11 protein-coding genes are annotated in these 14,392 nt (G+C 59.0%); 10 read left to right on the top strand and 1 reads right to left on the bottom strand.

Going from position 1 to position 14,392, the window contains the following annotated elements; translation table 11 throughout:
* The 10 genes from lpxB (at nt 1) to ispD (ending at nt 13,284) form a co-directional block, all read left to right on the top strand.
* Nucleotides 1–1,131, top strand: coding sequence for a lipid-A-disaccharide synthase (gene lpxB, locus QRN31_RS04030; RefSeq protein ID WP_285430360.1), 1,131 nt, complete (start codon nt 1–3; stop codon nt 1,129–1,131).
* An 11-nt stretch (nt 1,132–1,142) separates the two neighbouring features.
* A complete protein-coding gene (gene rnhB / locus QRN31_RS04025; protein WP_285430390.1) occupies nt 1,143–1,769 on the top strand; it encodes a ribonuclease HII in 627 nt (208 codons plus the stop codon).
* A 76-nt stretch (nt 1,770–1,845) separates the two neighbouring features.
* Nucleotides 1,846–5,367, top strand: a complete 3,522-nt coding sequence (dnaE, locus tag QRN31_RS04020) for a DNA polymerase III subunit alpha (protein ID WP_285430358.1) — start codon at nt 1,846–1,848, stop codon at nt 5,365–5,367.
* 150 nt (nt 5,368–5,517) lie between these two features.
* Entirely contained in the window at nt 5,518–6,465 is a 948-nt protein-coding gene (locus QRN31_RS04015) for an acetyl-CoA carboxylase carboxyltransferase subunit alpha (protein ID WP_010462799.1), read from the top strand.
* Between the two features lie 133 nt (nt 6,466–6,598).
* Complete coding sequence (tilS, locus tag QRN31_RS04010; protein ID WP_285430355.1) at nt 6,599–7,927, top strand: tRNA lysidine(34) synthetase TilS; 1,329 nt, start codon at nt 6,599–6,601, stop codon at nt 7,925–7,927.
* A 274-nt stretch (nt 7,928–8,201) separates the two neighbouring features.
* A complete protein-coding gene (gene pyrG / locus QRN31_RS04005; RefSeq protein WP_285430353.1) occupies nt 8,202–9,833 on the top strand; it encodes a CTP synthase in 1,632 nt (543 codons plus the stop codon).
* Between the two features lie 5 nt (nt 9,834–9,838).
* Entirely contained in the window at nt 9,839–10,684 is an 846-nt protein-coding gene (kdsA, locus tag QRN31_RS04000) for a 3-deoxy-8-phosphooctulonate synthase (protein ID WP_285430351.1), read from the top strand.
* A 156-nt stretch (nt 10,685–10,840) separates the two neighbouring features.
* Nucleotides 10,841–12,130 (top strand): phosphopyruvate hydratase, encoded by a 1,290-nt coding sequence (gene eno, locus QRN31_RS03995; protein ID WP_090187791.1) that lies wholly within the window; start codon nt 10,841–10,843, stop codon nt 12,128–12,130.
* 171 nt (nt 12,131–12,301) lie between these two features.
* On the top strand, nt 12,302–12,580 hold the full coding sequence (ftsB, locus tag QRN31_RS03990; protein WP_008028992.1) for a cell division protein FtsB: 279 nt from the start codon (nt 12,302–12,304) through the stop codon (nt 12,578–12,580).
* On the top strand, nt 12,577–13,284 hold the full coding sequence (gene ispD, locus QRN31_RS03985) for a 2-C-methyl-D-erythritol 4-phosphate cytidylyltransferase (protein ID WP_285430350.1): 708 nt from the start codon (nt 12,577–12,579) through the stop codon (nt 13,282–13,284). Before ftsB ends, ispD begins: the two co-directional genes overlap by 4 nt.
* A gap of 149 nt (nt 13,285–13,433) precedes the next feature.
* On the opposite strand, the gene QRN31_RS03980 is transcribed toward ispD, so the two are convergent.
* The gene (locus QRN31_RS03980) at nt 13,434–14,330 is read right to left on the bottom strand and encodes a LysR substrate-binding domain-containing protein (protein WP_285430349.1); all 897 of its coding nucleotides are present in this window, start codon (nt 14,328–14,330) and stop codon (nt 13,434–13,436) included.
* Between the last annotated feature and the right edge of the window lie 62 nt (nt 14,331–14,392).

The following is a 14,392-nucleotide window of genomic DNA, read 5'->3' as shown; positions in this document are numbered from 1 at the left end:
ATGGCCAATCTGCGTATTGCACTGGTGGCGGGTGAGGCTTCCGGTGACATTCTGGGCGCCGGTCTCATGCGCGCGCTCAAAACTCAGCATCCGGCCGTGGAATTCATCGGTGTCGGTGGCCCGCTGATGCAGGCCGAAGGCCTGGTCTCGTATTTTCCGATGGAACGGCTTTCGGTCATGGGGCTGGTGGAAGTGCTGGGTCGGCTTCGCGAGTTGCTCAAGCGTCGCAAGCAGCTGATCGCCGACCTGATCGCCGAGAAACCGGACGTGTTCATCGGTATCGATGCCCCGGACTTCAACCTCAATATCGAACTCAAGCTGCGTCAGGCCGGGATCAAGACCGTGCATTACGTCAGCCCGTCGGTCTGGGCCTGGCGACAGAAGCGGGTGCTGAAGATTCGTGAAGGTTGCGACCTGATGCTGACGCTGTTCCCGTTCGAAGCCAAATTCTACGAAGAGAAGGGCGTACCGGTGCGATTTGTCGGGCATTCGCTCGCCGACGCCATCCCGCTGCAAGCCGATCGTGCCGCCGCACGGGCAGAACTCGGTCTGCCGGACGGGCCGCTGGTCGCGTTGATGCCGGGCAGCCGTGGCGGCGAAGTTGGCCGTCTCGGTGCGTTGTTCCTCGATACCGCCCAGCGCCTGCGTGCGATGCGTCCTGGCGTTCGGTTCGTCATGCCATGCTCCAGTCCTGAGCGCCGCGCGCAGCTGGAAGCATTGCTGGTTGGCCGCGATCTGCCGTTGACCTTGCTTGATGGCAAATCCCATCTGGCCCTGGCTGCGTGCGATGCGGTGCTGATCGCTTCCGGAACCGCGACCCTTGAAGCGTTGTTGTACAAGCGGCCGATGGTGGTTGCCTATCGACTGGCGCCGCTGACGTTCTGGATTCTCAAGCGCATGGTGAAAAGCCCTTATGTTTCCTTGCCGAACTTGCTGGCCCAGCGTCTATTGGTGCCCGAGTTGTTGCAGGACGACGCCACGGTCGAAGCGTTGGCCCAAACACTTTCGCCATTGATCGAAGGCGGTGAAGAGCAAACGCGCGGCTTCGACGAAATTCACCGGACCTTGCGTCTGGATGCCTCCAACCAGGCTGCGGATGCAGTGCTGAAACTGATCGGCCAAGTACAATGAGTAAGACAAGCATGCAGATGGGGCTGGATTTCAACTTGGTCGCTGAAGTGGAAGATTTGGTTGCCGGTGTCGACGAAGTCGGTCGCGGTCCGCTCTGCGGTGCCGTGGTCACGGCTGCGGTGATTCTCGATCCGAATCGGCCGATCCTCGGCTTGAACGATTCGAAGAAGCTCACCGAAGCCCGTCGCGAAAAGCTCTACGACGAAATCTGCGAAAAAGCCCTGAGCTGGTGCATCGCCCGGGCTGAAGTCGAAGAAATTGACGAGTTGAATATCCTCCACGCCACCATGCTGGCCATGCAGCGCGCAATCGAAGGCCTGCACATTCAGCCGAAGCTGGCGATGATCGATGGCAACCGTTGCCCGAAACTGTCCATGCGCGCCGAAGCAGTGGTGCAGGGTGATAGCAAGGTGCCGGCCATTGCGGCAGCCTCGATTCTAGCCAAGGTCAGCCGCGACCGTGAAATGGCGGCGTTCGAACTGATTTACCCGGGTTACGGGATCGGTGGCCACAAAGGCTACCCGACGCCCGTTCATCTGGAAGCGCTGGCCCGACTGGGGCCGACGCCGATTCACCGTCGATCTTTCGCCCCGGTTCGCCTAGCGTACGAAGCTCGTGTAAACCTGATCGAGAGTTAGTCGCAAGGCTGATGTTTTTGCCAAGGCCCGGTACAATCCGGGCCTTGTTGTCTTCACGTTACTAGACAGGATCACTATGCCGGCTTCATTCGTTCACCTACGCCTGCACACTGAATACTCCCTGGTCGACGGTCTGGTGCGGATCAAACCGCTGGTCAAGACCCTGGTCGGCATGAACATGCCTGCCGTGGCCGTTACCGACCAGAACAACATGTGTTCCCTGGTCAAATTCTACAAAGCAGCCATGGGCGCCGGCATCAAGCCGATTTGCGGCGCCGACCTGTGGCTGTCGAACAAGGATCCGGACAATGCCCTGAGCCGGATCAGCCTGTTGGCGATGAACGCGGTCGGCTACCGCAATCTCACTGAACTGATCTCCCGTGGCTTCATCGATGGCCAGCGCAATGGCTCGGTCATCATCGAGCGCGAGTGGGTGGCCGAAGCCAGTGAAGGCTTGATCATGCTGTCGGCGGCAAAGGAAGGCGAGATCGGTCTGGCCATGCTCAGCGGCAATCCGGCGGAAGCGGAAAACCTGGCGCGCGAATGGATGGCAGTATTTCCGGATCGTTTCTACCTGGAAATCCAGCGCACCAATCGCCCCAACGATGAAGAACAGTTGCACGGTGCCGTGGCCCTGGCCGCGAAGATTGGGGCGCCGCTGGTGGCGACCAACGATGTGCGCTTCATCAAGCAGGAAGACTTTGCCGCTCACGAAACCCGCGTGTGCATCGGTGAGGGCCGCGCCCTCGACGATCCGCGGCGTTCGAAGAACTACAGCGATCAGCAATACCTCAAAAGCGCCGAGGAAATGGCGGAGCTTTTCAGCGACATTCCCGAGGCGCTGGAAAACACCGTCGAGATCGCCAAGCGCTGCAACATCGAAGTGAAGCTGGGCACTCACTTTTTGCCCAACTTCCCGATCCCCGATGGAATGACCATCGACGAGTATTTCCGCAAGGTTTCGTTCGATGGTCTGGAAGACCGTCTCAGCGTTTTGCTGCCCAAAGACACTACCGAAGACTACGAAGCCAAGCGTCAGGTCTACGTTGACCGGCTGAATTTCGAACTGGACATCATCATCCAGATGGGTTTTCCCGGTTACTTCCTGATCGTGATGGACTTCATCCAGTGGGCCAAGAGCAATGGCGTGCCGGTGGGGCCTGGCCGGGGTTCGGGCGCCGGCTCGCTGGTGGCCTATGTACAGAAGATCACCGACCTCGATCCGCTGGAATATGACCTGCTCTTCGAACGTTTCCTTAACCCTGAACGGGTATCCATGCCCGACTTCGACGTCGACTTCTGCATGGACGGTCGTGACCGCGTGATCGACTATGTGGCCGAGAAATACGGTCGCAACGCGGTAAGCCAGATCATCACCTTCGGTTCCATGGCCGCCAAGGCTGTGGTCCGTGACGTGGCGCGGGTACAGGGCAAGTCCTACGGGCTGGCGGATCGTCTGTCGAAGATGATCCCGTTTGAAGTCGGCATGACCCTGGAAAAGGCCTACGAGCAGGAAGAGATCCTGCGTGACTTCATCAAGGTCGATGAAGAAGCCGCCGAAATCTGGGAAATGGCGCGCAAGCTGGAAGGCGTGGTGCGTAACGTCGGCAAACACGCCGGTGGCGTGGTTATCGCACCGACCAAGCTGACAGACTTCTCGCCGATTTATTGCGATGAGGCCGGTGACGGCCTGGTGACCCAGTTCGACAAGGACGACGTTGAAGCTGCCGGTCTGGTGAAGTTCGACTTCCTGGGTCTGCGGACCTTGACCGTCATCGACTGGGCACTCAAAACGATCAACCGCGATCGCGCCAAGGTGGATGAGCCGCCATTGGACATCGCGTTCATCCCGCTGGATGACAAACCGACTTATCAACTGCTGCAAAAAGCTGAAACCACTGCGGTGTTCCAGCTTGAGTCGCGCGGGATGAAAGAGCTGATCAAAAAGCTCAAGCCCGACTGCCTCGAAGACTTGATCGCACTGGTGGCCCTGTTCCGTCCGGGCCCGTTGCAATCGGGCATGGTGGACGACTTCATCAACCGTAAGCACGGTCGCGCCGAACTCGCGTACCCGCACTCGGACTACCAGTACGAAGGCCTCAAGCCTGTTCTGGCACCGACTTACGGCATCATCCTGTATCAGGAACAGGTGATGCAGATTGCCCAGGTCATGGCCGGCTACACCCTCGGCGGTGCGGACATGCTGCGTCGAGCCATGGGTAAGAAAAAACCGGAAGAAATGGCCAAGCAGCGCGGCGGTTTCATTGAAGGTTGCGCGACCAACAACATCGATGCCGACCTTGCCGGTAACATTTTCGACCTGGTAGAGAAATTCGCCGGTTACGGCTTCAACAAGTCCCACTCCGCCGCTTACGGCCTGGTGTCGTACCAGACGGCATGGCTGAAAACGCACTATCCGGCGCCGTTCATGGCCGCAGTGCTTTCCGCGGATATGCACAACACCGACAAGGTCGTGACCTTGATCGAAGAAATTCGCACCATGAAGCTGCGTCTCGACGCGCCGGATGTGAATACCTCTGAGTTCAAGTTCACGGTGAACGACGAAGGGCGCATCATTTACGGCCTCGGTGCGATCAAGGGTGTGGGTGAAGGGCCGGTCGAGGCAATTACCGAGGCGCGTCAGGACGGGCCGTTCAAGGACCTGTTCGATTTCTGCGCCCGTGTCGACCTCAAGCGGATCAACAAACGCACCCTGGACGGTTTGATCCGCAGCGGCGCACTGGATCGTCTGGGCCCGTGCTTCCACGACGAACCCAAAGCCTATCAAGCCAGTATCGACCAGAACCGCGCGATCCTGCTGAACGCAATGGAAGGGGCGATCAAGGCTGCCGAACAAACCGCTCGCACCCACGACAGCGGCCATGCCGACCTGTTTGGCGGTCTGTTTGTAGAGGAAGATGCCGACGTCTACGCCAGTCACCGCAAGGCCAAGGAGTTGACGCTCAAGGAGCGCCTGAAAGGGGAGAAAGACACCCTGGGCCTGTACCTGACCGGTCACCCGATCGACGAATACGAAGGCGAAATCCGCCGTTTCGCCCGTCAGCGCATCATAGACCTGAAGCCGGCTCGCGATACACAGACCGTCGCGGGGATGATCATCGCCCTGCGGGTGATGAAGAACAAAAAGGGCGACAAGATGGGCTTCATCACCCTTGATGACCGCTCCGGGCGGATCGAAGCCTCGCTGTTTGCCGACGCGTTCCATTCGGCGCAATCGCTGTTGCAGACCGATGCGATGGTGGTGGTCGAGGGCGAGGTCAGCAACGACGACTTTTCCGGCGGCTTGCGCCTGCGAGTCAAGCGCGTGATGAGCATGGAAGATGCGCGCACCAATCTCGCTGAAAGCCTGCGCCTGAAGCTGCAGACCAAGGATTTGAAGGGCGATCAGCTACGCTGGCTGGGTGACTTGTTCAAGCGTCACCGTGGTGCGTGCCCGATCACCATGGAGTACACGAGCCCCGATGCGAAGGCCTTGCTGCAGTTCGGCGAGACCTGGCGAATCGATCCGGCGGATGCGTTGATTCAAGCCCTGCGTGACCAGTTCGGGCGAGACAACGTCTTCCTCCAATACCGTTGACGGTCAGGTGCCGCTCTCACAAAAAGGAGCCGCTCTGATCTCGACCCAATTTTTAATCTCGACCTGAACGCGCCTGTCCCTTAAGGTAGGGCGCGAATAGACAACCGGCCGGCCCAAGCTCACTTGGACGTCGACCCAAGACGGACGCCTATGAACCCGAATTTTCTAGATTTCGAACAGCCGATCGCCGACCTGCAAGCCAAGATCGAAGAGTTGCGCTTGGTCGGTAACGACAATTCGCTGAATATCGGCGATGAGATCTCCCGCCTGCAGGACAAAAGCAGCACGCTGACCGAAGACATTTTCGGCAAGCTGACCAGCTGGCAGATCGCACGTCTGGCGCGTCACCCGAAACGTCCATATACCCTGGACTACATCGAACACATCTTCACCGAGTTCGACGAATTGCACGGCGACCGTCACTTCTCCGACGACGCTGCAATCGTGGGCGGCATTGCCCGTCTGGACGACCAGCCGGTGATGATCATCGGTCACCAGAAAGGCCGTGAGGTGCGCGAGAAGGTTCGCCGTAACTTCGGCATGCCGCGTCCGGAAGGCTACCGCAAGGCATGCCGCCTGATGGAAATGGCTGAACGCTTCAAAATGCCGATCCTGACCTTCATCGACACCCCGGGTGCCTACCCTGGTATCGACGCTGAAGAGCGCAACCAGAGCGAAGCGATTGCCTGGAACCTGCGCGTCATGGCTCGTCTGAAAACCCCAATCATCGCCACCGTGATCGGTGAAGGTGGTTCCGGTGGCGCTCTGGCGATCGGCGTTTGCGATCAACTGAACATGCTGCAGTATTCGACCTACGCGGTGATTTCGCCGGAAGGTTGCGCCTCCATTCTGTGGAAAACCGCGGAGAAGGCGCCGGATGCAGCGGAAGCGATGGGCATTACCGCCGAGCGCCTGAAAGGCCTGGGTATCGTGGATAAAGTGATCGGCGAACCTCTGGGTGGCGCGCACCGCGACCCGGCCGCCGCCGCTGCATCGATCCGTGCCGAGCTGAGCTCGCAACTGGCGATGCTGAAGAAGTTCGACAACGAAGCGCTGCTGGCCCGTCGTTACGAGCGTCTGATGAGCTACGGTCTCTAAGCCGAGCGCGCAATACCCATGTGGGAGCGAGCTTGCTCGCGATGAGGGTTTAACATTCAACGAGTCAGTTGGTCGTTAAACCGCAATCGCGAGCAGGCTCACTCCCACATTTGATTTGTGCAAAGGGATAGATATGGATCAGCCCTCAAATGATTTGCCTTCCCGGCTGCTGCTGAATCTAGCCCCTTGGCGCAACGCCCCGGCCTGGCGCATTGCCTTCTCCGGCGGCCTCGACTCTACTGTTCTGCTACATCTGCTCGCCCATCTCGCAAAATCTCAATCCCTGCCAGCGCTGAGCGCCCTCCATGTTCATCACGGCCTTCAGGCTGCGGCTGATGCGTGGCCGCAACATTGCCAATCCGTCTGCGATGCCCTGCGGGTGCCGCTACGGGTGGTTCGTGTTCAGGTGCAACACGGCGCCAGTCTTGAGCGCGCCGCCCGGGAGGCGCGTTACGGCGCCTTCAAGGAAGCGATTCAAGCCAATGAACTGCTGCTGACCGCTCAGCATCGTGACGATCAGGCGGAAACCCTGCTGTTCCGGCTGTTACGCGGGGCAGGGGTGAGAGGTTTGTCGGGGATGCCTCGCGAGCGCGTCCTGGGTCGCGGGCATCTTGTCCGTCCGTTGCTGGATGTGACGCGCGCCGAGCTTGAGGCTTACGCGACCGAGCATCGACTGAGCTGGATCGAGGACCCTTCGAATCAGGATCGGCAGTTCTCGCGCAATTACCTGCGGCATCAGGTGTTCCCGGTATTGACCGAGCGCTGGCCGCAAGCGGTGACGACGATGGCGCGCAGCGCTGCGCACTTGAGCGAAGCACAAGGCTTGCTTGATGAGCTGGCAAGCATCGACCTGGCCGGCGCCAGCTCGGTCAGCGATTTCGATTGGCTGGGTTTACCGTCTCTGGAGTTGGAAGCGCTTGCCGCACTGTCCGCCGCGCGTCAACGCAATGCCCTGAGCCACTGGCTCGCCGCGTTCACGTCGATGCCGGATAGCGACCATTGGTCGGGTTGGGAAAATTTGCGCGATGCAACCGGCGATGCGTGTCCGATCTGGCGTCTGGGGCAGGGTGAGCTGCATCGGTCCGGCGGGCGGATCTGGTGGCTGTCGGGCTGCTGGCTTGGCCCTCCGTCCTCTGCGGTCGAGTGGACTGATCCTTCAGTAGCACTGGATTTACCGAATAACGGCGTGGTGAGGTTCACCGGTCAGAGCCCCGATGGCCCGCTGCAAATCCGCTATCGTGAAGGAGGTGAGGTCATGCACCTGCCCGAACGCGGGCACCGGGATCTCAAGCGTTTGCTCAACGAACGAGGTGTTCCGGCCTTTGTCCGTGGCAGATTGCCGCTGGTCTTTCGCGCCGGGCAATTGCTGGCCGTGGCCGGCGTGCCGGGCTTGAATGGCAGCGTGCGCGGCGGGTGGAATTTGCATTGGCAGCCACCGCACGAAGATCAAGGTTTGAGCTGAAAGGGGCTTTCCGGTAGACTACGCTCCCTTCTTGATACAACTTCTGTGGATTCGCCTGAATTGCAGGAGTTGCCGATTACCAAGCAGTCTTTGCTGGGCGATTCCAAAAAATGTGTAGCGAGCAACGTACCGGTGTTTCATCTGCCGGTCTGTCCCAACGCGGCGGTTTTTTTGAAAGGTGCACTGTGATTAATGCAGGTGATCGGGGGCTTCGGCCTTCCTTCGCTTTCCCCGGCGGCTCGGACCGCTTTAACGCAGACTTCTAGGGTTTTTCATGACGCGCTACATATTCGTCACGGGCGGTGTTGTTTCTTCATTGGGGAAAGGCATTGCCTCGGCTTCATTGGCGGCCATCCTGGAGGCGCGGGGACTTAAGGTCACCATGCTGAAGCTGGACCCGTACATCAACGTTGACCCGGGCACCATGAGCCCGTTCCAGCACGGTGAAGTGTTCGTCACCCACGACGGCGCCGAGACCGACCTGGACCTGGGCCACTACGAGCGGTTCATCCGCACGACCATGACCCAGAACAACAACTTCACCACTGGCCGTGTCTACGAACACGTCCTGCGCAAAGAGCGCCGTGGTGATTACCTGGGCGCCACCATTCAGGTGATCCCGCACATTACCGACGAAATCAAGCGCCGGATCATCAAGGGCGCCGGCGATGCCGACGTAGCGATGGTCGAGATCGGTGGCACCGTAGGTGACATCGAGTCGCAACCGTTCCTCGAAGCCATCCGCCAATTGCGTTTCGAAGTCGGCGCCAAGCGCGCGATGCTGATGCACCTGACACTGGTGCCGTACATCGCCACTGCCGGCGAAACCAAGACCAAGCCGACCCAGCATTCGGTCAAGGAACTGCGTTCCATTGGCCTGCAGCCAGACGTACTGGTGTGCCGTTCCGATCACCCGATCGACATCTCGTCGCGTCGCAAGATCGCGCAATTCACCAACGTTGAAGAACGTGCGGTCATTGCGCTGGAAGACGCCGACACCATCTACAAGATCCCGGGCATCCTGCATTCCCAGGGCCTGGATGATTTCGTCGTCGAGCGTTTCGGCCTGCAATGCGGTAGCGCCGATCTGTCCGAGTGGGAAGCTGTGGTTGACGCCAAGCTGAACCCGGAACACGAAGTCACCATCGCGATGGTCGGCAAGTACATGGAACTGCTGGACGCCTACAAGTCGCTGATCGAAGCGATGAGTCACGCCGGCATCAGCAACCGCACCAAGGTCAACCTGCGCTACATCGATTCCGAAGACATCGAAAACCAGGGCACCGCGCTGCTCGAAGGTGTTGACGCGATCCTCGTACCGGGCGGCTTCGGTCTGCGTGGCGTGGAAGGCAAGATCACCGCCGTTCAATACGCTCGCGAAAACAAGGTTCCGTACCTGGGCATCTGCCTGGGCATGCAAGTGGCCGTGATCGAGTTCGCTCGTAACGTGCTGGGCTGGAAAGACGCGAACTCCACCGAGTTCGATCGTGCCAGCGGTCACCCGGTCGTGGGCCTGATCACCGAGTGGGAAGATGCCACCGGCGCTGTCGAGACCCGCACCGAATCGTCCGACCTGGGCGGCACCATGCGCCTCGGCGCACAGGATTGCCTGCTTGAGCAGGGCTCTCTAGTGCACGATTGCTACGCCAAGGACGTGATCGTCGAACGTCACCGTCACCGCTACGAAGTGAACAACAAACTGCTGCCGCAGATCATGGCTGCCGGTCTGAAGATCTCCGGTCGTTCCGGCGATGGTGCGTTGGTTGAAGTGGTTGAAGCACCGGATCATCCATGGTTCGTCGCTTGCCAGTTCCACCCGGAGTTCACTTCGACACCTCGTGACGGTCACCCGTTGTTCAGCGGTTTCGTTAAAGCAGCTTTGGTTCAACACCAGAAGAAGGCGTAAATACGATGGCGCAGAAGATCATCCGTGTAGGCGATATCGAGATTGCCAACGACAAGCCAATGGTGCTGTTCGGTGGCATGAACGTGCTGGAAAGCCGAGACATGGCGATGCAGGTCTGCGAAGAGTACGTAAAGGTTACCGAGAAACTCGGTATCCCTTATGTGTTCAAGGCCAGCTTCGACAAGGCCAACCGTTCCTCCGTGACCTCTTACCGTGGCCCCGGCCTGGAAGAGGGCATGCGGATCTTCCAGGACATCAAGCAAGCCTTCGGCGTGCCGATCATCACCGACGTCCATGAGCCCTACCAGGCCGCGGTCGTCGCTGAAGTCTGCGACATCATCCAGCTGCCGGCTTTCCTGTCGCGCCAGACCGACCTCGTCGTCGCGATGGCCAAGACCGGCGCGGTGATCAACATCAAGAAAGCCCAGTTCCTTGCACCGCACGAGATGAAACATATCCTGAGCAAGTGCGTGGAGGCGGGCAACGATCAGTTGATCCTCTGCGAACGCGGTTCGAGCTTCGGCTACAACAACCTCGTTGTGGACATGCTCGGCTTCGGCATCATGAAGCAGTTCGAATACCCGGTGTTTTTCGACGTGACCCACGCGCTGCAAATGCCCGGTGGTCGCTCCGATTCCGCCGGCGGTCGTCGCGCCCAGGTCACTGACCTGGCCAAGGCGGGCATGAGCCAGTCCCTGGCCGGTCTCTTCCTCGAAGCCCACCCGGACCCGGACAATGCCAAATGCGATGGCCCTTGTGCCTTGCGCCTGGACAAACTGGAGCCATTCCTGGCCCAGCTCAAAGCCCTGGACGAACTGGTGAAGAGTTTTCCGACGGTAGAGACCGCGTAAACCTCATTTCTCCGGTAAAGTACCGCACGATTTGTTGCTCAGGCCCTCGGGCCTGAGCCTTATCGTCCGCAAGTCTGCCCGCTGCACATCACTTGCCGACGGTAAAAGATTTCCTCTAGCTGCGTCGTTTTCGTCAACTTTGGAGTGTTTACAACAATGGCAAAAATCGTCGACATCAAAGGTCGTGAAGTTCTCGACTCCCGTGGCAATCCCACCGTGGAAGCGGACGTGCTTCTCGATAACGGCATCATCGGTAGCGCTTGCGCGCCGTCCGGTGCTTCCACTGGCTCGCGTGAAGCACTCGAGCTGCGTGATGGCGACAAGAGCCGTTACCTGGGCAAGGGCGTGCTCAAAGCCGTCGCCAACATCAACGGTCCGATCCGCGACCTGTTGAAAGGTACAGACCCAAGCGACCAGAAAGCGCTGGATCACGCGATGATCAAGCTCGACGGTACTGAAAACAAAGGTTCCCTGGGCGCCAACGCGATCCTCGCCGTTTCCCTGGCTGCGGCCAAGGCAGCAGCACAGGACCAGGACCTGCCGCTGTACGCGCACATCGCCAACCTGAACGGCACCCCGGGTGTTTACTCGATGCCGGTTCCGATGATGAACATCATCAACGGTGGCGAGCACGCCGATAACAACGTCGACATCCAGGAATTCATGGTTCAGCCGGTTGGCGCCAAGTCTTTCTCGGAAGGCCTGCGCATGGGCACCGAGATTTTCCATCACCTCAAAGCTGTGCTGAAGGCCCGTGGCCTGAGCACTGCAGTCGGCGACGAAGGCGGTTTCGCACCGAACCTGGCTTCCAACGAAGACGCTTTGAAAGTGATTTCGGAAGCGGTGGCCAACGCTGGTTACAAGCTGGGCACCGACGTGACCCTGGCGCTGGACTGCGCGGCGAGCGAGTTCTACGAAGACGGTAAATACAACCTGTCCGGCGAAGGCCAGGTGTTCACCGCTGAAGGTTTCGCCGACTACCTCAAAGGCCTGACCGAGCGTTACCCGATCATCTCCATCGAAGATGGCCTGGACGAGTCCGACTGGGCTGGCTGGAAAATCCTCACCGACAAGATCGGCGAGAAAACCCAGCTGGTAGGCGACGACTTGTTCGTGACCAACACCAAGATCCTGAAAGAAGGCATCGATAAAAAGATCGCCAACTCGATCCTGATCAAGTTCAACCAGATCGGCACCCTGACCGAAACCCTGGAAGCTATCCAGATGGCCAAGGCCGCTGGTTACACTGCCGTCATCTCGCACCGCTCCGGCGAAACCGAAGATTCGACCATTGCCGACCTGGCCGTGGGCACCTCGGCTGGCCAGATCAAGACCGGCTCCCTGTGCCGTTCCGACCGCGTTTCCAAGTACAACCAACTGCTGCGTATCGAAGAGCAGTTGCAGGGTAAAGCCAAGTACAACGGCCGCAGCGAGTTCCGCGGTTAATTGCCACATGGTAAAAAGACAAAGGATTGTGTCGGAAATATCGCGACAGCGATGGATTTGCCACTAATCTGATGCCTTAAGAGCACAAGCCTGGTTCTTCCAGGCTTCGTGCTATCAGACGCTTCAAAGTTTTGGCATGGCTGTCTTTTTTCACTGGATACCCGATATTCGATGCGCAGTCCCAATTGGTTGTTCCTCGTCTTGCTCCTGCTGCTGGCTGGCCTGCAATACCGCCTGTGGGTGGGTAATGGCAGTCTGGCGCAAGTGGCCGAGCTGACTCAGCAGATCGCGGATCAACACGCTGAGAACGAAGGCTTGCTGGAGCGCAATCGGGTCATGGACGCCGAAGTCAGTGAGTTGAAAAAAGGCATGGAGACCGTTGAAGAGCGGGCCCGTCATGAGTTGGGCATGGTCAAGGACGGCGAAACCCTTTACCAGTTGGCTCAATGAACAACTCGTTACCGGCCTTCTGGGCCGTGATTCCTGCCGCGGGTGTTGGTGCCCGTATGGCCGCGGACCGTCCCAAGCAATACTTGCAACTGGGCGGGCGCACTATTCTCGAACACAGCCTTGGCTGTTTCCTTGATCATCCTTGCCTCAAGGGCTTGGTGGTCAGTCTTGCTGCAGATGATCCTTACTGGCCGAACCTGGCGTGTGCCACCGATTCGCGCATTCAGCGTGTCGACGGCGGCGATGAACGGTCCGGGTCGGTACTCAATGCGTTGCTGCATTTGCATGCCTTGGGCGCTGACGATGAAGATTGGGTGCTGGTGCACGATGCGGCGCGGCCGAATCTTTCGCGTGATGATCTGGATAAATTGTTGCTTGAGTTAGCAGACGATCCTGTTGGCGGACTGCTGGCAGTGCCTGCCCGCGATACACTCAAACGGGTCGACAAGCACGGTCGTGTCGTCGAAACCGTGGATCGCAGCGTGATCTGGCAAGCCTATACACCGCAGATGTTTCGCCTTGGCGCGCTGCATCGGGCGCTGGCTGACAGCTTGGTGGCTGACGCCGTCATCACTGACGAAGCATCGGCGATGGAGTGGGCAGGTCTTGCGCCACGCTTGATCGAAGGCCGGTCCGATAACCTCAAGGTCACTCGCCCTGAAGACCTCGATTGGTTGCGCCAGCGTTGGGCTAACCGCCACTGAGCTGCTGAGTTGTCCGTTGTTTCTTAAACCGCTATCGCGAGCCAGCTCGCTCCCACAGTGTTTTGCGTTGCTCACAATATCAGTGTTCGCCACAGAGCCATGTGGGAGCGAGCTTGCTCGCGATAGCAGCCGAAAAGACAACGCATAACTTAACTCCGGTACTCCGGCCGATTAGCCAATCCTTCCTTCAAATAATCCACCAGCTTGCGCACCTTGGGCGACAGATGCCGCTGTTGTGGATAAAGCGCCCACACGGCTGTGTTCGGCGGTTGATGGGCTTCCAGCAGCGAAATCAGCTCGCCATTTTTCAAATACTCCAGCACGTAGTAGTCGGGCAGTTGGCATAAACCGACACCTTGCAACGCCGCGTCCAGCACCGCTTGACCGCTGTTGCAGCGCCAGTTTCCCTGTACCCGCTGGGAAAATTCCCGCCCGTTCTGTTCCAGTTGCCACATGTCCGAACTGCCGATGAGGCAGTTGTGGCGGCTCAACTCCGACAAACTGTGTGGGCGACCATACCGTTCGATGTAGGACGGAGATGCGCACAGATACATGCGGCGTGGTGCCAGGCGTGTGGCGACCAACCTTGAATCCTGCAAGCGACCGAGACGGATCGCCAGATCCAGGCCTTCATGCACCAGATCGAGCGGGCGGTTGCTCAGTTCAATGTCGACGCGAAGTTGCGGATAGAGCCCCATGAACCGCGTGACCAGCGGCACGATGAAGCGCTCGCCATAGGCCACGGCGCAGGTCATGCGCAACATGCCTTTTGGTTCGCTGGTCAGGTCGCCCACCGCACGCAAGGCTTCTTCGCGGCCATCCTGCAAACGCTGGCAATGTTGCAGAAAGGTTTGCCCGGCTTCGGTCAGCGTGACCCGGCGGGTGCTGCGGTACAGCAGCCGTGTCTGAAGTCGCTCTTCGAGTCGTACGATTTGTCGACTGATATGGGAGGACGAGACCCCGAGTCGTTCCGCGGCGGCGGTGAATTGGCTGCATTCGGCGACGGCGACGAATTCGTCTATACCTTCCCAGCGGTTCTCGGACATCGATGATTATCCCTATACAGCAATAATGTTTTGCTTTTGTCCTGATTATTCACCGTCAAGCG

The sequence above is a fragment of the Pseudomonas sp. fls2-241-R2A-110 genome (genome assembly GCF_030209165.1).
GTDB lineage: Bacteria > Pseudomonadota > Gammaproteobacteria > Pseudomonadales > Pseudomonadaceae > Aquipseudomonas.
The sequence above is the reverse complement of the archived record's forward strand: the minus strand, read 5'-3'. Positions and strand labels throughout refer to the sequence as shown.